The following is a 23,298-nucleotide window of genomic DNA, read 5'->3' on the forward strand; positions in this document are numbered from 1 at the left end:
CCCGACCTGATCGGGATGGAAGAAACTCTAGTCCGACTGGTCGGCCGCAATCAGTTGTTCGGGCTTGAACCCGGCATGTTGCGGGGTCCACACCTCGCCCTCGCGATTGAACCAGTGGCACAGATACATGCCCGAGGCTGCGCCATCGCTGATCGTCATCCTGGGGCCTCCGGATTTCAGCCTGACGACGTCTCCGGTCTTGAAATTGTTGGGCATTTTTTGACCTCCCATGCTGAGGCCATGAGTTTCACACCAAACCGGGGTCTCGACAATGGCAGATCTGCCAGGCCGGCGTCGCAATCCTTTGCACCAACTGCGAAGGGGCAGACGACAAAACGGAGGAGGAATGGTGCCGCTTAGGTGACTCGAACACCTGACCCCCGCATTACGAATGCGGTGCTCTACCAACTGAGCTAAAGCGGCCCAGGAAGCCAAGGCCTCCAAGATGCGGCGGTGATAGACGCAACCGGGCGCGAATTCAAGATGCGACTTGGCAATTCCTGCGTCGGCGTCATGGCACCCTCGAAAGCCGGCCGCCGCTTTGTCCGCCAGTCAATCGCCAAGGGAATGCGGCGCACGGTGCGTGCGCTCCCTGTGCGCGAAATCGGCGAAACATGCTGATTTTGTTGCCGGAACAGCGCCGGAATGGACTTTGCACACCTCTGCGAGGCAGAATACGCCGCTCGCCCGTTGATTGATTGGTCGCCTGCGGCTAACGATCACGGCAAGGTTGGCAAAGACAGAGGGACCTGCTTGGACGCGATCGAAAAAGCGATCCGGAACGCCTTGGAGAAAGGCAATGCCGAGGACCGCGCGTTCCGCGAGAGGGTCTATCGCTCGGCTTTTGCCGCGCTCGATCGCGCGCTCCAGGCCAATCCCGGTGTGACCGTCGAGGTCGCCATCAAGCGCCGCAAGGCAATCCAGGCGAAAATCACCGAAATCGAATCCGAGTTCCTGCCGGCGGTGCCGGATGTCGGCCAGCAGGGCGATGCACCGGCGGTCGAACTCGGAGCGGACCCGGCGCCCGCGGTCGAAACCGGCCGACAGGCATCGTCCCCCGATGTCGTCGTCGACGGACCCGTGCAATCCGCTGCCGATGCGCCGCGCTCGCGCGTTCTGCCCGTCGTTCCCGACATCATGCCGGACGCCACGCTTCCCGATGCTCCGGCCATCGACATGTCGGTTCCGGCCTCGGCCGGCGCGACGACGGAAGTGGCGCCCGACCGCGATGAACGACGCATAAGGGGGCGTCGCCTGCCGCTGACCGCCATCTTCCTGACCGTGACACTGCTCGCCGCGGTTGGCATCGGCCTGTTCTTCGCCGTGCAGACCGGCGTGTTCAAGACATCCGCGCAACTCGACACCGCCCCGCCGCAGGCGCCGCCGACCGTCGAGGACGACGATTTCACACCGGCCGACGGCGGTCCGGCAAAACCCGGCGCCGCGGACCAGGCGCGCGACTGGATCAATGTGTTTTCGCCGGCCGATGCATCCCATGTCAGCGCGCCGTCTGACGCCAGGGCCGAGGTGATGAAGGACGATACCGGTTCGTTCCTGCGCATCCGTTCCGGCGCGTCCGGTTCGGCGATCAGTTTCGACGTCGGACAAGGCGTGCTGGAGAAGCTGGCCGGCAAACATGCCGTGTTCGACATCATTGCCCGCTCCGAAGAAGGCAAGGAGACGCAGATTTCGGTCGACTGCAATTTCGGCGAACTCGGCGACTGCGGCCGCAAGCGCTATGCGGTCGGCCAGCAGCAGAACGAATATCTGTTCGATGTGCGGTTTCCGGACAAGCATCCGGGCTCGGCCGGCACCATTGCCATCAATTCCGACTTCGACAAGCAGGGTAAGGCCGCGGACATCTACGAAATCCGCGTTTCGATCGAGCCGTAAGAGCGCTGAACGCTCTAGCGGTCGAGCAGCGCCTGCAGCGTCTCGATGCGGTCGGCCTCGTTGGCCGGCTTGTCCCAGCGCAGCCGCGAAATGCGGGGAAAGCGCATGGCGACGCCGGATTTGTGCCGGGTCGAGCGGTTCAGCCCTTCGAAGGCGACTTCCAGCACCAGGCCGTTGTCGCGGTCGGCCCGCACCGAGCGCACCGGCCCGAAACGCTCGATCGTGTTGTCGCGGACATATTTGTCGATCTGCTTCAACTCCTCGTCCGTGAAGCCGAAATAGGCCTTGCCGACCGGCACCAGTTCCTCTTCGCCTTCGGCACCTGTCCAGACACCGAACGTATAGTCGGAATAGAAGCTCGAGCGTTTGCCGTGGCCGCGCTGGGCATACATCAGCACCGCGTCCACTGTGTGCGGATCGCGTTTCCATTTGAACCATGGACCTTTCGGCCGGCCGGCGACATAGGCTGAGTCCCAGCGCTTCAGCATGACGCCTTCGATGATCGGATGCGGCGGCACCCGGCGCAGTTCCTCCAGCGTTTGCCAATCCGTGAAGTCGACGAATGGCGAAATATCGAAACGGCTCGGGTCGAGCGTTCCGACAAACGCTTCCAGCCGGCCGCGCCGCTCGCGAAACGACAGCGCGCGCAGATCCTCGCCGCCGACCTGGAGCAGATCGTAGCAGCGCATGAAGGCCGGGTATTGCTGCTGCATCTTCGGTGTCACCGTCTTGCGGTTAAGCCGTTGCTGCAGATCCGAGAAGGTTCCCGTCGCCTCTCGGGGATCGCCGACAAGCAGTTCGCCGTCCAGCGTTGCGGAAAAATGCATGGCATCGGCGAGGTCCGGAAAGGCACCCGAAACGTCGTCGCCGGTGCGCGAATAGAGCCGGCGGATGCCGCCCTCGGCCACCGCCTGGACACGGATGCCGTCCCATTTCCATTCGGCGGCATAATCCGCCGGATCGAGCTTTTCGAGGTCGCCGTCACCGACCGGGTTCGACAGCATCACCGGGCGAAACAATGCCAACGCCGTGTTCCTGGGCTTTTCGGCCTTGCCCTCCAGCCACGCGAACAGCGCTGTGTAAGGCGGCGTTAACCCGTGCCAGAGTTCCTCGATTTCGGCCACTTCGACGTTGCCGAAATCGGCCAGCGCCTGTTTGGCCAGACGCGCCGACACGCCGATGCGCAGCCCGCCGGTGACCAGCTTGATGATGGCAAAGCGCGCCGAGATGCCGGCGCTGTCAAGCAGCCCGGCCAGCACCTTCGGCCCGTCGGAGCGGCTCGCCGCCTGCAGTCTGGCGACGACCTCGCCAAGCGTCGGCTCGCGGTTCGCGATGTTTCCGGGCGTTTGCGGCCAGACCAGCGACACCGTTTCGGCGAGATCGCCGACATAGTCGTAGGAATAGCCGAACAGCACCGGATCCATGCGTTCGGTGACCAGCATGCGCAGCATCGCCGGCTTGACCGCGGCAATGTGGAGATCGCCGGTGATGGCAGCCAGCGCCAGCCCGCGGTCGGGATCCTCTACCGTGCGGAAATAGTCGGTCAGCAAGGTCAGCTTGCCGTTGCGCGACGGCGTCAGCACCAGGCGGTCGAGTAGTTCGGCGAAGCGGTTCATGGTGACACTACTGGATGGGCTTGGCACTTCGGCACACCCCCCTCTGTCCTGCCGGACATCTCCCCCGCAAGGGGGGAGATTGGCAGCTTCGATGCCAGCACTCTCCTTGCGCGGTTGGTGATTAGCGAAAGCGGCGGTGACATCTGATCTCCCCCCTTGCGGGGGAGATGGCCGGCAGGCCAGAGAGGGGTGTGAAGGATCGCGGCGCCGGTGATTGGTGGATCAGCAACTAGCATCAATCGCCCTCGTCCTCGTACCCCACCAGGTGCAGTGGTCGCGCCGCGATGCCTTCGAGCTCGCACCAGCGCACCAGCGCTTCCTCGCGGCCATGCGTCACCCAGATTTCCTCGGCTCCGGTCTCCTTGATGGTGGCGGTCAGCTCATCCCAGTCGGCATGGTCCGAGATGATCAGCGGCAGTTCGACGCCGCCTTGCTTGGCGCGCTGGCGAATGCGCATCCAGCCTGACGCGAAGCACGAGATCGGATCGGGAAAGCGCCGCGCCCAGCGGTCGGCGAAGGCCGATGGCGGGCCGACGACGATGGCGCCGGTAAAATCATCCTTGCCCCCGCTTTCGACGGTTGCCGGCTCCAGTTGCCCAAGGTCTATGCCTTGGCTCTGGTAATATTCACTGAGCTTGGCCAGCGCGCCATGGATGTAGAGCGGCCTGTCGTAGCCGGCGTCGCGCAACAGCCGCATCACCCTTTGCGCCTTGCCCAACGCATAGGCGCCGACCAGATGCGAGCGCTCGGGGAACTGCGCTGCCGATTTCAGCAGGCGGGCGATTTCTTCTGTGTCGGGGGGATGGCGAAACACCGGCAGGCCGAAGGTCGCTTCGGTGATGAACACATCGCACTGGATCGGCTCGAATGGCGCGCAGGTCGCGTCTCTCTGCCGCTTGTAGTCGCCGGAAGCGACGATGCGCGTGCCCTGATGCTCGACCAATATCTGCGCCGAGCCCAGCACATGGCCGGCTGGATGGAAGCTGACGCTGATGCCATTGAGTGCAATCGTCTCGCCGAGCTGTGCCGCTTGCGTCGTGCCAGCGAAATTCTCGCCGTAGCGCAGGCCCATAATGTCGAGCGTCTGCCGCGTCGCCAGCACCGAGCGGTGGCCGGAACGTGCGTGATCGGAATGGCCATGCGTGATCAGTGCCCGGTTGACCGGCCGCACCGGGTCGATGAAGAAATCGCCCGGCGGGCAATAGAGGCCCTCGGGCCGGGGATGAAGCAGGTCGCTGGCGCGCATGATCCCCAAGATAGGATATAATTCCGCGGCGGGAAGCCTGTTGTAACTCACTGCTGACTCCCGCATAGAGCACCGCCGGCTCGATCCGCCGGCAGGACCCATCGCCATGAAACCGCTTCAGGCCTCGTCCGGCGACTTGAACGCCGATCGTCGTGCCGATTATGCCGAGATGCTGCACGCGGATGGCGATCACGCAGCAGCGGCGGAATTGCTGCTCGGCGCGCTGGAAATGACACCGCAATGGGCGATGGGCTGGTTTCGCCTCGGCGAGATGCAGCAGGCGGCGGGCGCGGCGGATCTGGCCGCGCAGGCCTGGACGATGTCGCTGCAGCTCGACCCATTGGATCGTCAAGGCGCTGCACTGAACCTGCAATTGATCGGCAAGGCGCCGGCGCTCGACGCGCTCCCCAGCGCCTTCGTCGAGACACTGTTCGACCATTATGCCGAGAGCTTCGACGAGTCCCTGGTCGGCAGGCTAGGGTACCGGCTGCCTGAGATGCTCGACCAGGCCATTCGAACGGCAAGGCCGGGCCGCTTCGCGCTGGCGCTCGATCTCGGCTGCGGCACCGGCCTGATGGGGCAGAGACTGCGGCCAATCGTCGATCGGCTGGAGGGGTATGACATTTCGGCCAGGATGCTGAGAAAGGCGCAGGCCAAGGACGTCTACGATTTCCTTGATAAGGCCGATCTGCGGGATTTTGTCCATGCCGGTCCGAAAGCCGATCTGGTGACTGTGGCCGATGTTTTCATCTATGTCGGCGCGTTGGGCGGCGTGGTGAAGACGATTGCCGGGCTGCTGGCCACGGATGGCCTGTTCGCATTTTCCGTGGAGACGCTGGCTGGCGACGGCGATTTCATGCTGCTGCCGTCGCGCCGCTATGCGCATGCGCAACACTATGTGCGCGAGGTCCTGGCCGCCAACGGGCTTTCGGTCCTGTCACTGGAACCAACCGTGATCCGGCAGGATCGCGGGGAACACGTCAACGGGCTGATCGTTGTGGCCGGGGCTCCGAACTTAGCCTAGCAAAGACCTGGCGACAGCCAGTTCGGCGGTGTCCGCCGTTTTGCCGGGCAGCGCGATAGGAATTTTTTCTTGACATCCTGCCCTCAGCTATGGTAAATTTTCGCCCATGGTGCTGATTTGTGCCAGTCACCCGCCGCACAGGCGGTTTTTCGTTTGATGCTCCGTCAGCCACGCGCCGGCCAAGGCTCCGAAGGAACCCTTTGCCCCGAACTCGCAGCTCTGCCGTTGTGGCAGGCAAGCTGCCGGCGAAGGGGTCTATCGCCACCTCGCAAACATTCTTGCTGTGAAAAAGTCCGATTTGCATGCGCGACTGATATTTGCGATCTGCTCGCATCAGGGTGGGATATCAGGAGGAGCATAGTCGATGCGCTGGAACATGATGATCTTGGCCTCTTGCCTGCTGACCGCCGGCTGCGTCGGCGGCACTTCGATGTCGGAACAGCAGGATGCGAACGTCCAGTCCTCCCTGCAATATGACAACGTGCCCTGCGACCAGTTGCTGGCGCAGCGCAACGGCTTGGCGCAGCAATACAACCTTCCGACGAAGGCCAAGCCGACCTTCTCCAATCCGGCGATGGGCTTCGGCCCGTTCACGCCTGACATGCGCTCCAAGGCCAAACGCGATACCGACAAGGCGAGCGGCGAGATCGATGCCATGAACCGGTCGATCGATCGCCGCGAATGCGGCCAGCCGGACAAGCAGAAGAAACTCGCCCTGCCTGGCTAAAGATCCGAGGCCGCCACGGGTTGAGAATCGCAGGCAACAAACCACCTCGTAGGGCACGATCGGATGCATCTCTCGGAGCTAGGGGACCGCATATGTATCTTGGGGCCGTCCAACAGCGGCAAGTCGACCCTTGCCGCTGCGATTGCCCGCAAACGTGATCTGGCGACTATTCATCTAGATCAACTCTTCCATCTCCCTAACACGGATTGGGAAGCGCGCCCAAGGGACGAATTCATTGCTTTGCATGACGCCGCTATCGCCGGCGAGCGTTGGGTGATGGATGGAAATTATTCGGTTTGCATGCCCCAACGCTTTCTGCGAGCGACGGGATTGATCTTGTTGGATATATCGACGCCGACAAGCCTGCTGCGCTATATCAGGCGAACACTGTTTGAGATTGAGCGGCGCGGTGCCTTGGAGGGCGGGCACGACAGCATCAAATGGGATATGATCCACCATATCACCGTGGCCACACCGAAAAATCGCAACCGGTACCGGGCAATGTTCGAACAACTCGATCTGCCAAAGGTCCAGTTGTCGTCACTGCGGGCAATCAAGAAATGCTTCCGGGAGTGGGACCTGGCCCGATGAGGCTGTCCTGGCTAGTATCCCGCCTTGCGGTCCACCAGATTGTCGAGCTTTTCACCGCGTTCGAAGGCGTCCATCTGGCGCAGCATGATCGGCGCCAGATGCACCGGGTCGGAGGTCGCTGCCGCGTGCGGCGTCACGAACACTTTTGGATGCCCCCACAGCGGACTGGTCTTCGGCAACGGTTCGACCTCGAACACGTCGAGGCTTGCCTCCTTCAGCGTGCCGTCATCCAGTGCCCGCAAAATGTCGGCATCCTTCTGCAGGCGGCCGCGCCCGGCATTGATCAGCACAGAGCCGCCGAGGCCGTTGCGTTTCCGCAGCTCCTTCAGCACGCCGTAGTTGACAATGCCCTTGGTCTCCGGCGTCAGCGGCAAAAGCACCACCAGGATGTCGGTTGCCTTGAGGAAGGGGATCAGTCCAGCCTCGCCGGAATAGGTCGCGACGCCTTCCATGGCCTTGTCGGTGCGCGACCAGCCATTGACGGCAAAGCCGAGCGACAAAAGCACCGAGGCCGCGGCGCGGCCGAGACTGCCGAGGCCCATGATGCCAACCGAAATGTCACCGGCAGGCCTCTGCTGCGGCTCGTGCCAGATCTTCTTCGGCTGCTGCGACCGGTAGAGCAGGCCCTGGCGGTGATGGTCGAGAACCCGCCAGACGACATATTCGGTCATGTACTGGGTGAGGTTGTCGGCGACGACCTTGACGATCGGCACATCGGGCAGGCCGGGATCGGCGAAGATATGATCGACGCCGGCGCCGATCGAGAAGATGGCGCGCAGATTGGGCAGCGACGACAACAGGTTCGGCTTCTGCTTCCACACCACGGCATAGGTGATCGAGGGGTCGCTGGCGCCGTCGGGCTCCAGCACCACCTCGCGCTCGGCCGACAGGAGCTCGCGCCAGCGCTGCGGATGAAAGCCGGTGACGGCAAGCAGGATACGGCCTTTTTCCATTGCGGTCTTTTAGTCCCTCTCTACGCAAATCACTCGCTGACGATGCCGACCGGTGCCGTCTCGATTTTGAAGGCGGCCGAGATCAGCGCCCGAGTATAGTCGGTTTGCGGATTTTCAAAAATCTGCTGGGAAGGACCGGCTTCGACGATCCGGCCATTGCGCATGACGATGACGTCGTTGGCCAGCGCCCGGATGACTTTCAAATCATGGCTGATGAAGAGATAGGCGAGATCGTGCTTGGCCTGCAGGCTGCGCAGCAGATCGACGACCTGCGCCTGCACGCTCATGTCAAGTGCCGATGTCGGCTCGTCCAGCATGACGAAGCGCGGGTTGAGCACCATGGCGCGTGCGATGGCGACGCGCTGGCGCTGGCCGCCGGAAAACTCGTGCGGATAGCGGTTGCGTGTCGCAGGGTCTAGCCCGACCTCCTTCAGCACGGCGGCCACCTTGTCGTCGCGCTCGTCGGGCGACAGCTTCGGCTCGTGGATCTTGAGGCCTTCTTCGATGATCTCTGCGATCGACATGCGCGGGCTGAGCGAGCCGAACGGATCCTGGAAGACGATCTGCAATTCGCGCCTGAGCGGCCGCATGGCGTTGAAGGTCAGCTGGTTGATATCGCGGCCGTTGAACTGGATGGTCCCGGTCGACGAGATCATGCGTGCCAGCGCCAGGCCGAGCGTCGTCTTGCCGGAGCCGGATTCGCCGACCACGCCAAGCGTCTGGCCGGCGCGCACGGTGACATCGATGCCGTCGACCGCCTTCACATTGTCGACAGTGCGGCGGAAGAAGCCCTGCTTGATCGGGAACCAGACCTTTATGTCCTTGCCGGTCATGACAGGCTTGGCACCGGCATTGGCGGCCGGCGGCTTGCCCTTCGGCTCGGCCGCCAGCAGATGCCGCGTATAGGCATGCTGCGGATTGGCGAAGATCTCCTTGGTCGGCCCGGTCTCGACGATCTTGCCCTTGGTCATCACGCAGACGCGGTCGGCAATCTTGCGCACGATGCCGAGATCATGGGTGATGAACAGCATCGACATGCCCTTGCGGCTCTTCAAGCCGGCCAGCAGTTCGAGGATCTGCGCCTGCACGGTGACGTCGAGTGCCGTCGTCGGCTCGTCGGCGATCAGAAGTTCGGGCTCGTTGGCCAGCGCCATGGCGATCATCACGCGCTGACGCTGGCCGCCGGACAACTGGTGTGGATAGGCATCGAGGCGCTTGTGCGGATCGCGGATGCCGACCTCCTTGAGCAAGGCCAGTGTGCGTTCCTTGGCCGGGCGGTCGGCCATGCCCTGATGCAGCTTCAGGATCTCGACGATCTGCTGCTCGATCGTGTGCAGCGGATTGAGCGAAGTCATCGGCTCCTGAAAAATCATGGTGATCTTGTTGCCGCGCACCTGCCGCAACTGCTTCTCGCTCATCGCCAGCAGGTCGGCGCCCTGGAACAGGATCTTTCCCGAGGGGTGGCTGGCGCTTGGATAGGGCAGCAGCTTCAGCACCGAAAGCGCCGAGACCGATTTGCCGGAGCCGGATTCGCCGACCAGCGCCACCGTCTCGCCCTTGGCGATGTCGAACGAGATGTGGTCGACGGCCGTCGACTGGCTACCGCCCTGGCTGAAGGCGACGCTGAGGTCCTGTACGCTGAGCAAGGGGGCTTCGCTCATCTGAACGTCTTGCGCGGATCGAAGGCATCGCGCGTCGCCTCGCCGACGAAGACCAGCAGCGACAGCATCAGCGAGATGACGACGAAGCCGGAAATGCCGAGCCACGGCGCATTGAGGTTGCGCTGTGCCTGCTTGAGCAGTTCGCCGAGCGAGGCGGAGCCGGGCGGCAGGCCAAAGCCGAGGTAGTCGAGCGAGGTCAGCGTCGAGATCGAGCCTGAGAGCAGGAAGGGCATGAAGGTCAATGTCGCCACCATGGCGTTGGGCAGCAGGTGCCGGAACATGATGGTGCGGTTGGGCACGCCGAGTGCCCGGGCCGCGTTGACATATTCGAAATTGCGGGCGCGCAGGAACTCGGCCCGCACCACGCCGACCAGCGCCACCCAGGAGAACAGCAGCATCAGGCCGAGCAGGATGAAGAAGCCCGGCGGCAGGATGGCGGCGACGATGAGCAGGAGATAGAGCACCGGGATGGCGGACCAGATTTCGATGAAACGCTGGAACAAGAGATCCGTCCAGCCGCCGAAATAGCCTTGCACGGCGCCGGCCGCGACGCCGATCAAAGCCGAGCCGGCGGTCAGGATCAGGCCGAACAGCACCGAAATGCGGAAACCGTAGATGACGCGCGCCAGCACGTCGCGCGCCTGGTCGTCGGTGCCGAGCCAATTCCAGTTGCCGACCATGCAGGCCGGGTCGGCGGCACCCTGCGGATACTGGTTGCAGCGCTTCGTGGCGTCATACTGCCACGACGGCTTGGCCGGCGCTGCTTCCGGAATGGCGTTGTTGACGGTCTGATAGGAGTAGCGCACCGGTGGCCAGATCATCCAGCCATTGGCGTTGATCTCGTCCTGGATGACCGGGTCGCGATAATCGGTGACTGCATAGAAACCGCCGAATTTTTCCTCGGGGTAGGCGACCAGCACCGGAAACAGGATTTCGCCCTTGTAGGAGGCGATGATCGGCTTGTCGTTGGCGATGAACTCGGAAAACAGCGACAGCACGAACAGGACGAGGAAGATCCACAGCGACCAGTAGCCGCGGCGGTTGGCTTTGAAGTTCTGCAGGCGCCGCTTGTTGAGCGGCGACAGAAACGGCCGCTTTATCCGCGCGGGTGCCGCGTCCACGGGGACTGTAGCCTCCGACATCAGACGTCTCTCCGCTCGAAATCGATGCGCGGATCGACCCAGGTGTAGAGCAGGTCGGACAAGAGACCGACGAACAGCCCCAGCAGCGAGAAGATGTAAAGATTGGCGAACACCACGGGATAGTCGCGCTCGACCACCGACCGGAAGCCGAGCAGGCCGAGGCCGTCGAGGGAGAAGATGTTCTCGATCAGCAGCGAGCCGGTGAAGAAGGCCGAGATGAAGGCGCCGGGAAAGCCGGCGATGACGATCAGCATGGCATTGCGGAACACGTGGCCGTAGAGCACCTGCCGTTCCGACAGGCCCTTGGCCCGCGCCGTCACCACATACTGCTTGCGGATTTCTTCGAGGAACGAGTTCTTGGTCAGCAGCGTCGTGGTGGCGAAGGCCGACAGCACCAGCGCGGTCAGCGGCAAGGTCATATGCCAGAAATAGTCGACGATCTTTCCCCACCAGGACAATTGATCCCAATTGTCCGAGGTGAGGCCGCGCAACGGAAACCAGTCCCAGAAAGACCCGCCGGCAAACAGCACCATCAGCATGATGCCGAACAGGAAGCCCGGAATGGCATAGCCGACAATGACGACGCCGCTGGTCCAGACGTCGAAGGGAGTGCCGTCCTTGACCGCCTTGCGGATGCCGAGCGGGATCGAGATCAGGTAGGACAACAGCGTGATCCACAGCCCGATCGAGATCGACACCGGCATTTTCTCCAGGATCAGGTCGAGCACCGAAATGTCGCGGAAATAGCTGTCGCCAAAATCAAAGCGGGCGTAATTCCAAAGCATCATGCCGAAGCGCTCGAGCGGCGGCTTGTCGAAGCCGAACTGTTTCTCCAGCTTCTTGATGAATTCCGGATCGAGCCCCTGCGCACCGCGATATTTCGAACTGACGTCACCGGCGGCGTCGAAATTGCCGCCAGCGCCCGCGTCGCCACCACCGCCGCCGAGGCGGTCGCTGCCGCCCTGATTGGTCAGCCGGGCGATGACCTGTTCGACCGGACCGCCGGGGGCGAACTGGATGACGGCGAAGGATATCGCCATGATGCCGAACAGCGTCGGGATCATCAAAAGGATGCGGCGCAGGATATAGGCGCCCATCAGGCCTTCTGCCCTCGTTGAGCGAACATCTCAGCCTTTGCCAATTCTTGCCGCCTTGCCCTTATCGAACCACCACAGCGTCTCGACCGGAAAGCCGAAATCGGGCTTCTGTTCGACAAAGCCGAACATGTCCCAATAGGCGACGCGGTGATTCGCCAGATAGTATGTTGGAATCCAGTCGAGCCGCGCGCGCAAGACCCGGTCGAGCGCTCTGAGCGCCGTGACGAGTTCTATACGGTCTTTCGCCTTGCCGGCTGCCGCGATCAGGGCGTCGATGGCCTTGCTTTCCGTGCCCGGATAGTTGCGCTGCCCCGGGATTTTAGCCATCCGGGAATTATAGAGCATCTGCAGGCTGTCGTCGGTCGGCGTCGCCCCGATCGACCATGCGAGCACGATGAGGTCGAAGTCGAAATCGCTCTGCCGCTGTTCATATTGCGCCGAATCGACTTGCCGGATCGAGGCGTCGATCCCGATCGCCTTCATACTTTCCGACCATGGGGTGAAGATGCGAACCATGCCGTCGTCTTCGGCCAGCATTTCCACCCGCAGCCGCTCGCCTTTGTCGTTGACGACGAAACTGCCTGTACGCTTCCAGCCGGCTTGCGCAAGCAATCTCGAAGCCTCGCCCAGCAGCTTGCGGTCATGGCCCGAACCGTCGGAAAGGGGCTGCGTCACCGCTTCACCAAAGACCTCTGGCGGCAACTCGGCCCGGAACGGCTCCAGCAGGTTCAATTCGTCAGGTGAGGGCAGGCCTTCGGCCTTGTAATCCGACCGTTCGAAATTCGAATGAGAGCGCTCGTAGGAGCCGTAAAACAGCGCCCGCTTCATCCATTCGAAATCGAAGCATCTGGCGATCGCCCGCCGCACCCGCTCATCGCGGAACTGCGGTCGCCGCTGGTTCACTGCGGCAGCCTGCATGGAGGGCGTTTTTTCGCCGGGAAATTCCCGTTTGACGACCTTGCCGTCCTTCAGCGCCGGAAAGTCGTAGCCGGTCGCCCATACCCGCGAGGTGAATTCCTCGCGAAAATGCGTGTCGCCTTTCTTGAAGGCTTCGAACGCCGCCTGCCGGTCAAGATAGAAGTCGATGCGGATGCGGTCGAAATTGTAGAGGCCGCGGTTCACTGGGAGATTGCGGCCCCAATAGTCGGCCACGCGGTCATATTCGACAGTCTGTCCGGCCGCCACGCGTCCAATCTTGTAGGGACCCGAGCCAAGCGGCGGTGTCATGGTCGAGGCATCGAAATCATTGGCCGTGTAAAACGCCTTGGAGACGATCGGCATCCCCACGATCGCCAGGATGTTTTGCGCTGACTGTTCGCCGTTGAAAGTGAGGTTGACGGTGGCGGGATCGACCGCAACCGTGTCGGTCATGTACCGCAACGCCTGGGAAAGGTTCGGATGGCCCTTGTCTTTGTAAAGCTTCAGCGCGAAGACAACGTCCTCCGCGGTCAGCGGCGAGCCGTCGTGGAAACGCGCTTGCGGTCGAAGCACGAAGCGGAAGCCGTTGCGGTCCGGCGACAGGGAAACGGTTTCTGCAAGCAGGCCATAGACCGCATCCGGCTCATCGAGCGCGCTTGTCATCAGCGAATCGAAACAGAGTTCGGTGCGCGGCGGCGCCTCCCCCTTCAACACCAGTGAGTTCAATGTGTTGAAGGTCAGGAAGCTCTGATTGAGGGTCGAGTTCGGCGGCGCGAAATTCATCTGGCCGCCCTTTGGGGCGTCCGGATTGACGTAGTCGAAATGCGCGAAATCGGGCTTATATTTGAGGTCGCCGAAGGCTGACAGGCCATGCAGCTTGGTGCCGGTCGCAATGTCGGCGAAGGCCCTGCCGGGCAGCAAGGCGGCGGCTGCCGCGGCACTGCCCAGGGCGAGAAAGTCGCGGCGGGCAAGGGCCGCCATCAATTGCCACCCTTGTATTTGGCCGCCAGCGCCTTCTCCTTGTCCGGGTCGATCCACCAGGAATCGATGTCGGCTCCGATATAGGCAGGCTGCTTGTCGGGGAATTTGAACTTGTCCCAATAGGCCAGCCACACCGCCGACCGGTAATATTGCGGCAAGACATAGAAGTTCCACAGCAGGATGCGGTCGAGCGCATGGGTGGCGGCGACGAGATCGTCTCGATCGGTCGCGAAGATAATGCGATCGACCAAGGCGTCGACGGTCGGGTCCTTGATGCCCATCAGATTGCGCGAACCGGGCGAATCGGCAGCTCTAGAGCTCCAGAAGTCGCGCTGCTCGTTGCCCGGCGAATCCGACTGCTGCAGAATCCCGGTCACGACATCGAAATCGAAATTATTGACGCGGTTGATGTACTGCGTCTGGTCGATGATGCGCAAAGTGGCGTCGATACCGATCTTGCGCAGATTGGCGATGTAGGGGCTGGCGATCACCTGGTCTGTGTCGTTCCAGCCGAGGATTTCGAACTTGAACGGCGCGCCGGTCTTGGCATTGACCATCTTGCCGGCCTTGATCACCCAGCCCGCCTTGGCGAAGAGATCGACCGCCTGTTTCAGGTACTTCCGTTCCGCCTGCGGCGAATCATAGACCGGCAGCTTGAATTCCTGGGTGAAAAGTTCGGGCGGCAGCTTGTCGCGGTATTTTTCCAGGATCTCCAGTTCCTTGCCTTGCGGCAATCCGCTCGACGCCAGTTCGGTGCCCTGGAAATAGCTCGACGTTCGGGTGTTGAAGCCGAAGAACAGGGTGCGGTTCATGCTCTCGAAATCGAATGGGATGGTCAGCGCCTCGCGCACCAGCCGGTCCTGGAACAGCGGGCGCCGCTGGTTGAGGACGAAGCCCTGCATCGGTTCCGGCGCCTGGGTCTGGAAATCCTTCTTGATGACATCGCCGGCTTGGAATGCCGGGAAATTGTAAGCCGTCGCCCATTTGCGCGAACTGTATTCGCGGTTGATGTCTTCCAGCCCGCCCTTGGTGAAGGCGAGCCAGGCGGCGTTGTCGTCGAGGATATAGGTGTAGCGCCGCGTGTCGAAGTTCTCGCGGCCGATCTTCACCGGCAGCTTGGCCGCCCAGTAATCCGGCACACGCTGCCAGATGATCTCCGAGCCCGGCTTGAAGCTGGCGATCTTGTAGGCCGCCGAACCGAGCGGGATTTCCAGGGTCGGCTTGGTCACGTCGCGTTTCTTGCCGTTGGCATCGGTGCCTTCCCACCAATGTTTCGGCAGTACGGCGAGGTCGCCGATGATCTTGGGCAGTTCGCGATTGCCCTTCTGGTTGAAATGGAATTCGACCTCGCGATCCGAAATCGCCACCGCATCGGTGACATTCTCGAAATAGCGGCTGTATTGCGGGCTGTTGGCCTTGAGCACCTGGAACGACCAGATCACGTCATCGACGGTGATCGGCTGGCCGTCATGCCATTTGGCGCGCGGATCGAGCCGGTAGGTCGCGGAGGAATAGTCGGCCGGATATTTGTAGGCATCGGCGATCAGCGGATGGCTGGTGCTGCCTTCATCGGTCGCCTGCTCCATCAGCGTGTCGTAGAGCAGACCGCCACCGAACCCGACGAGGCCGGCAGCCGGCGACCCCTGGACGACGTAGGGATTGAAGCTGTCGAATGTGCCGGGCACCACCGAATTCAGCGTGCCGCCCTTGGGCGCGTCGGGGTTGACGTAGTCGTAGTGCTGGAAATTGGCGCCGTATTTGGACTCGCCGATCAGCGATGACGTGGTGCGCCATTCATCGGCGAGGGCAGCCTGCAATCCCGCCGCCAGAAGGGCTGCCGCCAGCAACGACCTGAGAAGCGTTCGGCCAACCGTCATGCACTATCCTCTTCGCAATGCCCGTTCATCGGCAATCTAGATGATTTGGCGCTCGTGAAAACCGCCATGCGCGGCTTTGTCGCCGCCTATGCGGTTTTCCCAACAAAAAAGCCGGGCTGAACCCGGCTTTTTCAAGGTCGTCGAGATGATATCTGGTTATTGGGCAGGCGCCGGTGCGGGTGCGGCCGGAGCCGGGGCGGCAGGAGCGGCCGGTTTCGCGGGCGCGGCACCATCAGCCGGCTTTGCCGGAGCGGCCGCATCGGCAGGCTTGGCGGGCGCGCCTGCATCGGCGGCGGCACCCGGTGCCGGCAGCGGCTTGGGATTGTCGGACAGCGTGCGCAGATAGGCGATGACGTTGGCGCGGTCTTCTTCCTTCGGCAGGCCGGCAAAGCCCATCGCCGTGCCTTTAACGTCCTTCTTGGGCGACGTGATGAAGTGGTTGAGGTTATCGTAGGTCCACTTCTCTGTGCCGCCCTTGGAATATTCCTTCATGCCCGCCGAATAGGCGAAGCCCTCGTGAGAGGCGACCGGACGGTCGACGATGTCCCACAGATCGGGGCCGACCTTGTTAGGACCGCCCTTTTCGCCGGAATGGCAGGCCTGGCACTTCTTGAAGATGGCAGCGCCCTGTTCGGCATTTGCATTGGCCAGAAGATCTGCGATCGGCTTTTCGGCTGCGGCAGGAGCGGCCGGGCCGCCTTCGGCGGGCTCCGCGGCCTCGATGGCGAAGCCGGGCTTTTCCGGCGCAGGCGAGGCAAACAGCGCATCGGACACAATGCCGACCGAGAAGACGACGAAAACGGTTCCGAGCAATCCGGCGAGCAGTTTGTTGACTTCGTTGGAATCCATACGCCCCTTGCTCCCTTTTCCGGCGGACAGAACCGTCCACTCCGTCCGTCGGTATCGTGACCCGTCCTGCCAGGGCGGTCAAATCGGGCGGAAACTAGGTCTTTTGCTGCGGCGTTGCAACACCTATAAGGGCGCTTCCAGTGAGACCTTTTGCCACTTTCCCTGTCCTCTTTCGAGACGCCTTGCACCCGAAATGTCCACGCTGATCCTGATCCCGGCCCGCATGGCCTCGACCCGCCTGCCGGGCAAGCCGCTGGCCGACATCGCAGGCGCCCCGATGATCGTCCATGTCGCCCGCCGCGCCGCCGAAGCCGGCCTTGGCCGGGTGGTGGTGGCGACCGACACGCAAAGCGTGGCGCAAGCGATGCGCGCGCACGGGTTCGAGGCCGTGATGACGCGCACGGATCACGAATCCGGCTCCGACCGCATCCACGAGGCGCTGATCGCGCTCGACCCCGGGCGCAAGGTCGAAACCATCGTCAATGTGCAAGGCGACCTGCCGACCATCGATCCGCAGATTATCGCCGCGTCGCTCAGGCCTTTCGAGGACAGTGCGGTGGACATCGCCACGCTCGGCGTCGAGATCGTCCGCGACGAGGAAAAGACCAATCCCAATGTCGTCAAGATCGTCGGTTCGCCGCTTTCCGGCAGCAGGCTGAGGGCGCTCTATTTCACCCGTGCCACGGCGCCTTGGGGCGAGGGGCCGCTCTATCATCATGTCGGCCTCTACGCCTATCGCCGCGAAGCACTTGAGCGTTTCGTCGCGCTGAAGCCGTCGCCGCTCGAACGGCGCGAGCGGCTGGAACAGTTGCGGGCGCTGGAAGCCGGCATGCGCATCGACGCCGAGATCGTCCAGTCGCTGCCGCTCGGCGTCGACACGCCGGAAGACCTCGAACGCGCCAGACAGATCCTTTCAACCTGAGATATCGGCATGCCTGAAAAGACCAACAGAATATCCTTCCAGGGCGAGCCGGGCGCCAATTCCGACACCGCCTCCCGCAACGTCTATCCATCGATGGAGCCGTTGCCGTGCCCGACCTTCGAGGATGCGTTCAACGCGGTCGAGACCGGCAAGGCCGATCTCGCCATGATCCCGATCGAGAACACCATTGCCGGGCGCGTCGCCGATATCCATCATCTCTTGCCGGAATCGAAGCTGCACATCATCGGCGAATATTTCCTGCCGATCCATTTCCAGCTGATGGTGCTGCCGGGCGTCAGGCGCGACGAGATCGAGACGGTGCACAGCCACATCCACGCGCTTGGCCAGTGCCGCAAATACATCCGCAAGAACGGCTGGAAGGCGATCGTCGCCGGCGATACGGCTGGTGCAGCCAAGATGGTCTCCGAGGTCAAGGACCGCACCATGGCGGCGCTGTCGCCGGCGCTGGCAGCGACCCTCTACGGGCTCGACATCATCGAGCAAAACGTCGAGGACACCGACAGCAACGTCACCCGCTTTGTCGTCCTGACCAAGAACAAGCAATGGGCCGAGCGCCCATCACCCGACGTCAAGATGATGACGACCTTCATCTTTCGCGTCCGCAACGTGCCGGCCGCGCTCTACAAGGCGATGGGCGGTTTTGCCACCAACGGCATCAACATGACCAAGCTGGAGAGCTACCAGTTGGGCGCTTTCACGGCGACGCTGTTTTATGCCGACATCGAGGGCCATCCCGACGACCCGCTGGTCAAGCTTGCGCTGGACGAGCTCCGTTTCTTCTCCCGCGAAGTGCGGATTCTGGGCGTCTATCCGGCCAGTGAGTCGCGTGAGCAGTGGAAGGTTGCGGACTGATCGCTACTGGGCATGATCTTGTCCAAAAACCGGTTTCCACTTTTCGGGACCATGCCCTAAATCACCGCGCCCAGCGGCACGTAGTCGATCTCCATGAAGGCCTCGACCTCCGGCACCCAGCGGTCGCGCACGAAGGCGACATGGTCCGGATGGTCGTTGTACCTGTTGTAGGCGGCCTGGTCGGCGAACTCCATCGAGAAGCCGAAATGATAGTCGTTCTTGGGGCTGATCTGCCGCAATTGCTCGAAATGCGTGACGCCTCTGATCGCGGTTAGGATTTTCTTGGCGTCGACCAGGAACCGCTTTTCCTCCAGCGAATGCGGCGGATGCTTCAGCGTGAAAACGACGGTGTGACGGATCATGTCCTGCTCCTGCAATGTCTTTCGGTGTTCGCTGCCATCATTCTGAATCGACCCAGGCGCGGATGAGGTGATGCGCAATGGCGCCTTTCGGCGGCGTGACCAGATTGTCCTTGTGCGTCCTTTCCAGCATCAGGCGCACCTCGTCGCGAAAAAACCAGCGGCAGTCCTCAAGCTCGTTGAGGTCGGCCTGGATATCGTCATTGAGCGGCTCGCCGAAGCAGCCGATCATCAGCGAATAGGGGAACGGCCAGGGCTGGCTGGCGTGGTAGACGACGCGGCCAAGCCGGATACCGGCCTCTTCCAGCGTCTCGCGGCGCACCGCCGCCTCGATCGTCTCGCCCGGCTCGATGAAGCCGGCAAGGGCCGAGTACATGCCCGGCGCGAAATGCCGGCCGCGTCCGAGCAGGCATTTTTCCCGCGTCGCCGTCAGCATGATCGCCACCGGGTCGGTGCGCGGAAAATGCTCGGTGCCGCAATTCGGGCAATGGCGCTTGTAGCCGCCGGCCCGCATCTGCGATTCCGTACCACATTTGCTGCAGAAGCGATGGCTGGCATGCCAGGCAAGCAGGGCCGCCCCTTGCGCCATCGCGCCAGCCGCCGCCTCGTCGATCAGCCCTTGCATGTAGACCGAGCGGTAGTCGATGGCCTTGACTGCTTCCGGAAGCTGTTCGGGTTCGAAGCCGGCGGGCACGGCCAGCACCGGTCCTCGTTCGGAAAAGCCGAGCAGAATGCCTTGCGCCAGGGAAACCTTGAAGGGCTCGCTCTCGGTGGCGCCGAACCAGGGATCGAGAGCGCCGCTATCGCCGAGCTTCAAATAGAGCCGGCCGCCATGCATCAGAAGCAGCCGCGTCGCCGGATCGGCCAGCGCCTTGTCGACCGAATCGTCGGCGCGGTTCTCGGACTGCCGGTCGATCATGTTGCCGGCAAAGCCGACGAACTGGCTCGGCTCGCGCAAAGGCGCGTCAAACAGGCGGAAGCTCATGGGGACTCTGGAATATGTTGAGGGATGGACACTGGGAACGCTTATAGCGCCGCCTTGATCGTTTCGGCAAACCGTCGCAAGTCGGAACGTTGATAGGGCTCTCGCAGACCATGTCCCCATACGGGGCCGGGCCAGCCGGGATCACCTTCCGAACGCGCGATGACATGGATGTGCAGCTGGCGCACGATGTTGCCGAGCGCGCCGGTGTTGATCTTGGCGCAGCCGGTCGCCTTCTTCAGCGCCTGCGCCACCATATTGGTCTCGAAGGTCAGCATCGCCTGGTCGAGCGGCGTCATGTCATGGATTTCCTCCGCGCCGGGCCGCTGCGGCACCAGCAGCAGCCATGGCCAGCGGCGGTCGTTCATCACCCGCAATTCGCACAGCCCAAGCCACATCAACTGCTCGCTGTCCGCCTCCAGCCGTGCGTCCAGCGTGAATCCGGCCTCCAGGCCCGGCAGCATCGGCGTTTCCCTTGCTTTTCTTGGTTTGCTCAACACATGAAGGCTAGAGCGGCGGCAAGGGGGCTGCAAGCGAATCATTGCGCCCCTCACGCATTGGTGCGCCAATTCCATATTTTTGCGATTTCTTCGGCGGACTTGCATTTCGTCGCGCAATTGCCGATATGGAAAGCGGGAGGTTGGTGGTGGACGATCCACTCGCCAACCGGGTCAGGTCCGGAAGGAAGCAGCCCTAACGAGCCCGGAACGGGTCATTGTTCCAGCCTCCCACCTCATCGGCCCCTCTCGCGACATTGACGACGCATTGCAGCGCGGGCGAGACTATGCGCAGGAATCGGCCGCCTTCGGGCGCGGTCATTTGGAGCTTTACGGGCGTATGAGCGAAGCCGGAAATTCGGGACCAAAAAGCCTGGAGATAGGCAAGGCCGCCGCCTATCGCGTGTTGGCGCGCAAGTACCGTCCTTCGAACTTCTCCGAGCTGGTCGGCCAGGAGCCCATGGTGCGCACCCTCACCAATGCCTTTGCCACCGGCCGCATCGCCCAGGCCTGGATGCTGACCGGCGTGCGCGGCGTCGGCAAGACCACGACGGCGCGCATCCTCGCGCGGGCCCTGAATTATAAAACCGCTGATATCGACCAGCCTTCGGTCGACCTCGCGGTGCTCGGCGAGCATTGCCAGGCGATCATGGAGGGCCGCCATGTCGACGTCATCGAGATGGACGCCGCCTCGCATACCGGCATCGACGACATCAGGGATATCATCGAGCGCGTGCGCTATGCGCCGGTCTCGGCCCGCTACAAGGTCTATATCATCGACGAAGTGCACATGCTGTCGACGCAGGCCTTCAACGGCCTGCTGAAGACGCTGGAAGAGCCGCCGCCGCACGTCAAATTCATCTTCGCCACCACCGAAATCCGCAAGGTCCCGATCACTGTCCTGTCGCGCTGCCAGCGCTTCGACCTGAGGCGCATCGACGCCGGCGCGCTGGTCGCGCATCTCGGCTCGATCTCGGCCCAGGAAGGCATTTCGGTCGACGACGACGCGCTGGCGATGATCGCGCGCGCCGCCGAAGGCTCGGCCCGTGATTCGCTTTCCATCCTCGACCAGGCGATTGCCCATGGCGCCGGCACTGTCGGTGCCGCGGCTGTGCGGGCGATGCTGGGACTTGCCGACCGCGCCCGCATCGTCGATCTGTTCGAACATGTGATGAAGGGCGATGTGGCGGCAGCGCTCGGCGAATTCCGCGCGCAATACGACACCGGCGCCGATCCGGCCGCCGTGCTGACCGACCTTGCCGAATTCAACCATCTCGTCACCCGGCTGCGTTTCGTGCCGACGGCCATCGAGGATGCCTCGCTGTCGGAGGACGAGCGGCAGCGCGGCGCCGATTTCGCCAGGACGCTGTCGGTCAGGGTGCTGTCACGGACATGGCAGATGCTGCTCAAGGGCATTCCCGAAGTGCAGTCCTCCAACCGGCCGGTGAGTGCCGCCGAAATGGTGCTGATCCGGCTGGCGCATGCCGCCGATCTGCCGACGCTGGATGAGGCGTTGAGATCGCTCGAGGGCGCTGCGCCTATGCAGAATGGCGCGCCGCGCCCGAATGGGACGTCGGCAAGTTCCGGCAATGGCGGTGGTGCCAGCGCGGTGGCGCAGACGCGCATGCCATCCGGATCGGGCGGTGCGCAGACCATGCGGCTGGTCGAAGCCTCGCCTGCTGCCGTTGCCTACGTCGCTCCGCCGGAGCCGGTCATGGAGGCGCAATCGGCGCCGCTGAAATCGCTGGCCGACATCATTGCGCTCGCCGACGCGCAGCGCGACATCGCCTTCAAGGTGCTGGTCAAGAGCTGCATCCGGTTTGTGCGCATCGAGCCCGGCCGCATCGACGTCGGCCTGACCGGCGATGCTCCCAAGATGCTGCTCAACGACCTGACGACGAAATTGCGCGCCTGGACCGGCCGCAGCTGGCTGGTCTCGCTGTCGAAGGAAGAGGGTGGCCAGACGCTCGCCGAAATTGAATCGGCCAAGCGCGAGACGGCTTTTCTCGATGCCAAGAGCGACCCGACCGTGGCCGCCATCCTGGCGCGCTTTCCCGGCGCCAAGATCATCGACGTGCGCATTCCAGACGCGCCGGAAGCCGAAACGACAGAGGCTGAAGTGCCGGTCGAGCCGCCGGCTGACGACGATGAACCCTGATCCAGCCACAAATCCGCAAAGGACCCGACCATGAAAGATCTTCTCGGCCTGATGGGCAAGGCGAAGGAAATGCAGGCCAAGTTCCAGGCCATGCAGGACGAGATCGCCACGTTGGAAGCGTCCGGCCAGGCCGGCGGCGGCCTGGTCAACGTGACGCTGACCGGAAAATTCGAGATGAAGTCGCTGAAGATCGATCCGTCTCTGTTCAAGGAAGACGATGTCGAGATCCTGGAAGACCTGGTGTTGGCCGCTCACAACGACGCCAAGACCAAGGTCGAGCAGATCATGCAGGAAAAGACCAAGGCGCTGACCGCAGGTCTGCCGATCCCGCCGGGAATGAAACTGCCCTTCTAGCATTCGGCGCGCGCGCCCATGATCGCCATGACCGAAGAGCCCTCCGAAAGACTGATCGAGCAGCGTATCCGCAACCGGATCTACGAGATCCTGGAAATCCTGGCCGATTGTGACGACGGCGTCGATCTCGTCGGCATCAAGGGTTATTTCTATCTGTTCGAGGATTTCGTCCATCGCCCTTCGATCGAAGCCGGCACATCGGCGCTTTCGAAGGACGAGCGCGCGATCGTGCTGGAGATCGCCGAATTCCTGGAGGCGGCAAGCGAGACAAATCCGGACTTCACCAAGGCTGAGTTCATTGACAGCGACTGGCCGGGAAAGATCGCCCCGACGGCCAGGGAGGCGCGGACGCTGTTCCTCCGGCGCGGCCTGTTTTCGGAGAAGGTCGAGGAGCTTGAGCCTGGCCAGCGGCCGTGATTGCGGCCGGGCTGCAGGCCGGTTCCAGGAGAAAGGAACAGCGTTTGCCCGGGAAAAGCGCGTAGCGCTTTCCCTTGGGGCAATTGCGGCGAAACAAAGAGAGAGGGGTCATCGCTTTTGTGAAATGATGGCCCGATCTATCTGGAAAGCCACGAAATTGT

22 protein-coding genes, 1 tRNA gene and 1 other RNA gene are annotated in these 23,298 nt (G+C 62.7%); 10 read left to right on the forward strand and 14 right to left on the reverse strand.

The window, feature by feature from the left end:
• Positions 1-27: 27 nt before the first annotated feature.
• Positions 28-216, reverse strand: coding sequence for a YodC family protein (locus NKJ04_RS03440; protein ID WP_023811455.1), 189 nt, complete (start codon positions 214-216; stop codon positions 28-30).
• 131 nt (positions 217-347) lie between these two features.
• A tRNA-Thr gene (locus tag NKJ04_RS03445) sits at positions 348-423 on the reverse strand.
• A 330-nt stretch (positions 424-753) separates the two neighbouring features.
• Between NKJ04_RS03445 and NKJ04_RS03450 the strand changes: the two genes are divergently transcribed.
• On the forward strand, positions 754-1,893 hold the full coding sequence (locus tag NKJ04_RS03450; protein ID WP_352673526.1) for a hypothetical protein: 1,140 nt from the start codon (positions 754-756) through the stop codon (positions 1,891-1,893).
• Positions 1,894-1,907: 14 nt separating this feature from the next.
• Here the strand turns inward: NKJ04_RS03450 and NKJ04_RS03455 are convergent, their stop codons facing one another.
• Together NKJ04_RS03455 and NKJ04_RS03460 are read right to left on the reverse strand one after the other, a co-directional pair.
• Positions 1,908-3,509, reverse strand: coding sequence for a cisplatin damage response ATP-dependent DNA ligase (locus NKJ04_RS03455; RefSeq protein WP_352673527.1), 1,602 nt, complete (start codon positions 3,507-3,509; stop codon positions 1,908-1,910).
• Between the two features lie 235 nt (positions 3,510-3,744).
• Positions 3,745-4,755, reverse strand: coding sequence for a ligase-associated DNA damage response exonuclease (locus NKJ04_RS03460; RefSeq protein WP_352673528.1), 1,011 nt, complete (start codon positions 4,753-4,755; stop codon positions 3,745-3,747).
• A gap of 106 nt (positions 4,756-4,861) precedes the next feature.
• Here NKJ04_RS03460 and NKJ04_RS03465 point away from each other — a divergent pair, with 106 nt between their 5' ends.
• The 3 genes from NKJ04_RS03465 (at position 4,862) to NKJ04_RS03475 (ending at position 7,097) form a co-directional block, all read left to right on the forward strand.
• On the forward strand, positions 4,862-5,779 hold the full coding sequence (locus NKJ04_RS03465; protein ID WP_352673529.1) for a class I SAM-dependent DNA methyltransferase: 918 nt from the start codon (positions 4,862-4,864) through the stop codon (positions 5,777-5,779).
• A gap of 364 nt (positions 5,780-6,143) precedes the next feature.
• Positions 6,144-6,506, forward strand: a complete 363-nt coding sequence (locus NKJ04_RS03470) for a hypothetical protein (RefSeq protein ID WP_023811449.1) — start codon at positions 6,144-6,146, stop codon at positions 6,504-6,506.
• A 63-nt stretch (positions 6,507-6,569) separates the two neighbouring features.
• Positions 6,570-7,097, forward strand: a complete 528-nt coding sequence (locus NKJ04_RS03475) for a P-loop NTPase family protein (RefSeq protein WP_352673530.1) — start codon at positions 6,570-6,572, stop codon at positions 7,095-7,097.
• An 11-nt stretch (positions 7,098-7,108) separates the two neighbouring features.
• Here NKJ04_RS03475 and NKJ04_RS03480 read toward each other — a convergent pair whose 3' ends face one another.
• The 7 genes from NKJ04_RS03480 to NKJ04_RS03510 all read right to left on the reverse strand — a co-directional run bounded on the left by NKJ04_RS03480 (position 7,109) and on the right by NKJ04_RS03510 (position 16,575).
• Complete coding sequence (locus NKJ04_RS03480; protein WP_352673532.1) at positions 7,109-8,050, reverse strand: 2-hydroxyacid dehydrogenase; 942 nt, start codon at positions 8,048-8,050, stop codon at positions 7,109-7,111.
• Between the two features lie 29 nt (positions 8,051-8,079).
• Positions 8,080-9,711 (reverse strand): ABC transporter ATP-binding protein, encoded by a 1,632-nt coding sequence (locus NKJ04_RS03485; RefSeq protein ID WP_352556144.1) that lies wholly within the window; start codon positions 9,709-9,711, stop codon positions 8,080-8,082.
• Entirely contained in the window at positions 9,708-10,853 is a 1,146-nt protein-coding gene (locus tag NKJ04_RS03490; protein WP_352673534.1) for an ABC transporter permease, read from the reverse strand. The genes NKJ04_RS03485 and NKJ04_RS03490 overlap by 4 nt, the downstream gene beginning before the upstream one ends.
• A complete protein-coding gene (locus tag NKJ04_RS03495) occupies positions 10,853-11,950 on the reverse strand; it encodes a microcin C ABC transporter permease YejB (RefSeq protein WP_013527941.1) in 1,098 nt (365 codons plus the stop codon). Before NKJ04_RS03495 ends, NKJ04_RS03490 begins: the two co-directional genes overlap by 1 nt.
• A gap of 30 nt (positions 11,951-11,980) precedes the next feature.
• Positions 11,981-13,849, reverse strand: coding sequence for an extracellular solute-binding protein (locus NKJ04_RS03500; protein WP_352673536.1), 1,869 nt, complete (start codon positions 13,847-13,849; stop codon positions 11,981-11,983).
• On the reverse strand, positions 13,849-15,726 hold the full coding sequence (locus NKJ04_RS03505; RefSeq protein WP_352673537.1) for an extracellular solute-binding protein: 1,878 nt from the start codon (positions 15,724-15,726) through the stop codon (positions 13,849-13,851). Before NKJ04_RS03505 ends, NKJ04_RS03500 begins: the two co-directional genes overlap by 1 nt.
• Before the next feature lie 156 nt (positions 15,727-15,882).
• Complete coding sequence (locus NKJ04_RS03510) at positions 15,883-16,575, reverse strand: c-type cytochrome (RefSeq protein ID WP_352439668.1); 693 nt, start codon at positions 16,573-16,575, stop codon at positions 15,883-15,885.
• A gap of 193 nt (positions 16,576-16,768) precedes the next feature.
• On the opposite strand from NKJ04_RS03510, the gene NKJ04_RS03515 reads away from it, so the two are divergent.
• Positions 16,769-17,497: a 3-deoxy-manno-octulosonate cytidylyltransferase gene (locus NKJ04_RS03515; protein WP_128305649.1), complete on the forward strand. Its 729-nt coding sequence runs from the start codon at positions 16,769-16,771 to the stop codon at positions 17,495-17,497.
• A 9-nt stretch (positions 17,498-17,506) separates the two neighbouring features.
• The gene (locus NKJ04_RS03520; RefSeq protein ID WP_352673539.1) at positions 17,507-18,370 is read left to right on the forward strand and encodes a prephenate dehydratase; all 864 of its coding nucleotides are present in this window, start codon (positions 17,507-17,509) and stop codon (positions 18,368-18,370) included.
• 56 nt (positions 18,371-18,426) lie between these two features.
• Here NKJ04_RS03520 and NKJ04_RS03525 read toward each other — a convergent pair whose 3' ends face one another.
• The 3 genes from NKJ04_RS03525 to NKJ04_RS03535 are packed head-to-tail and all read right to left on the reverse strand — an operon-like array spanning position 18,427 to position 20,175.
• Positions 18,427-18,732 carry a Dabb family protein gene (locus NKJ04_RS03525; protein ID WP_127293984.1) on the reverse strand — a complete coding sequence of 102 codons (306 nt, stop codon included), beginning with the start codon at positions 18,730-18,732 and terminating at the stop codon, positions 18,427-18,429.
• 37 nt (positions 18,733-18,769) lie between these two features.
• Complete coding sequence (nudC, locus tag NKJ04_RS03530; protein ID WP_352439667.1) at positions 18,770-19,714, reverse strand: NAD(+) diphosphatase; 945 nt, start codon at positions 19,712-19,714, stop codon at positions 18,770-18,772.
• Positions 19,715-19,755: 41 nt separating this feature from the next.
• Complete coding sequence (locus NKJ04_RS03535) at positions 19,756-20,175, reverse strand: HIT domain-containing protein (RefSeq protein ID WP_127807981.1); 420 nt, start codon at positions 20,173-20,175, stop codon at positions 19,756-19,758.
• A 171-nt stretch (positions 20,176-20,346) separates the two neighbouring features.
• Here NKJ04_RS03535 and ffs point away from each other — a divergent pair.
• The 4 genes from ffs (at position 20,347) to NKJ04_RS03555 (ending at position 23,137) form a co-directional block, all read left to right on the forward strand.
• An RNA gene (ffs, locus tag NKJ04_RS03540) (signal recognition particle sRNA small type) lies at positions 20,347-20,443 on the forward strand.
• A 105-nt stretch (positions 20,444-20,548) separates the two neighbouring features.
• Positions 20,549-22,366: a DNA polymerase III subunit gamma/tau gene (locus NKJ04_RS03545; RefSeq protein WP_352673541.1), complete on the forward strand. Its 1,818-nt coding sequence runs from the start codon at positions 20,549-20,551 to the stop codon at positions 22,364-22,366.
• A gap of 30 nt (positions 22,367-22,396) precedes the next feature.
• Positions 22,397-22,720, forward strand: a complete 324-nt coding sequence (locus tag NKJ04_RS03550) for a YbaB/EbfC family nucleoid-associated protein (RefSeq protein WP_013527931.1) — start codon at positions 22,397-22,399, stop codon at positions 22,718-22,720.
• A gap of 18 nt (positions 22,721-22,738) precedes the next feature.
• Positions 22,739-23,137: a hypothetical protein gene (locus tag NKJ04_RS03555; RefSeq protein WP_502895825.1), complete on the forward strand. Its 399-nt coding sequence runs from the start codon at positions 22,739-22,741 to the stop codon at positions 23,135-23,137.
• Positions 23,138-23,298: the final 161 nt, after the last annotated feature.

This window comes from Mesorhizobium sp. M0618 (assembly GCF_040320765.1).
Lineage (GTDB): Bacteria > Pseudomonadota > Alphaproteobacteria > Rhizobiales > Rhizobiaceae > Mesorhizobium.

Bases quoted from the DNA above. Each gene is read 5' to 3' on its own strand.
- NKJ04_RS03440 (WP_023811455.1), bottom strand. From the start codon at position 216: ATGCCCAACAATTTCAAGACCGGAGACGTCGTCAGGCTGAAATCCGGA.
- NKJ04_RS03455 (WP_352673527.1), bottom strand. From the start codon at position 3,509: ATGAACCGCTTCGCCGAACTACTCGACCGCCTGGTGCTGACGCCGTCG.
- NKJ04_RS03460 (WP_352673528.1), bottom strand. From the start codon at position 4,755: ATGCGCGCCAGCGACCTGCTTCATCCCCGGCCCGAGGGCCTCTATTGC.
- NKJ04_RS03465 (WP_352673529.1), top strand. From the start codon at position 4,862: ATGAAACCGCTTCAGGCCTCGTCCGGCGACTTGAACGCCGATCGTCGT.
- NKJ04_RS03470 (WP_023811449.1), top strand. From the start codon at position 6,144: ATGCGCTGGAACATGATGATCTTGGCCTCTTGCCTGCTGACCGCCGGC.
- NKJ04_RS03475 (WP_352673530.1), top strand. From the start codon at position 6,570: ATGCATCTCTCGGAGCTAGGGGACCGCATATGTATCTTGGGGCCGTCC.
- NKJ04_RS03480 (WP_352673532.1), bottom strand. From the start codon at position 8,050: ATGGAAAAAGGCCGTATCCTGCTTGCCGTCACCGGCTTTCATCCGCAG.
- NKJ04_RS03485 (WP_352556144.1), bottom strand. From the start codon at position 9,711: ATGAGCGAAGCCCCCTTGCTCAGCGTACAGGACCTCAGCGTCGCCTTC.
- NKJ04_RS03490 (WP_352673534.1), bottom strand. From the start codon at position 10,853: ATGTCGGAGGCTACAGTCCCCGTGGACGCGGCACCCGCGCGGATAAAG.
- NKJ04_RS03495 (WP_013527941.1), bottom strand. From the start codon at position 11,950: ATGGGCGCCTATATCCTGCGCCGCATCCTTTTGATGATCCCGACGCTG.
- NKJ04_RS03500 (WP_352673536.1), bottom strand. From the start codon at position 13,849: ATGGCGGCCCTTGCCCGCCGCGACTTTCTCGCCCTGGGCAGTGCCGCG.
- NKJ04_RS03505 (WP_352673537.1), bottom strand. From the start codon at position 15,726: ATGACGGTTGGCCGAACGCTTCTCAGGTCGTTGCTGGCGGCAGCCCTT.
- NKJ04_RS03510 (WP_352439668.1), bottom strand. From the start codon at position 16,575: ATGGATTCCAACGAAGTCAACAAACTGCTCGCCGGATTGCTCGGAACC.
- NKJ04_RS03515 (WP_128305649.1), top strand. From the start codon at position 16,769: ATGTCCACGCTGATCCTGATCCCGGCCCGCATGGCCTCGACCCGCCTG.
- NKJ04_RS03520 (WP_352673539.1), top strand. From the start codon at position 17,507: ATGCCTGAAAAGACCAACAGAATATCCTTCCAGGGCGAGCCGGGCGCC.
- NKJ04_RS03525 (WP_127293984.1), bottom strand. From the start codon at position 18,732: ATGATCCGTCACACCGTCGTTTTCACGCTGAAGCATCCGCCGCATTCG.
- nudC (WP_352439667.1), bottom strand. From the start codon at position 19,714: ATGAGCTTCCGCCTGTTTGACGCGCCTTTGCGCGAGCCGAGCCAGTTC.
- NKJ04_RS03535 (WP_127807981.1), bottom strand. From the start codon at position 20,175: ATGCTGCCGGGCCTGGAGGCCGGATTCACGCTGGACGCACGGCTGGAG.
- NKJ04_RS03545 (WP_352673541.1), top strand. From the start codon at position 20,549: ATGAGCGAAGCCGGAAATTCGGGACCAAAAAGCCTGGAGATAGGCAAG.
- NKJ04_RS03550 (WP_013527931.1), top strand. From the start codon at position 22,397: ATGAAAGATCTTCTCGGCCTGATGGGCAAGGCGAAGGAAATGCAGGCC.
- NKJ04_RS03555 (WP_502895825.1), top strand. From the start codon at position 22,739: ATGATCGCCATGACCGAAGAGCCCTCCGAAAGACTGATCGAGCAGCGT.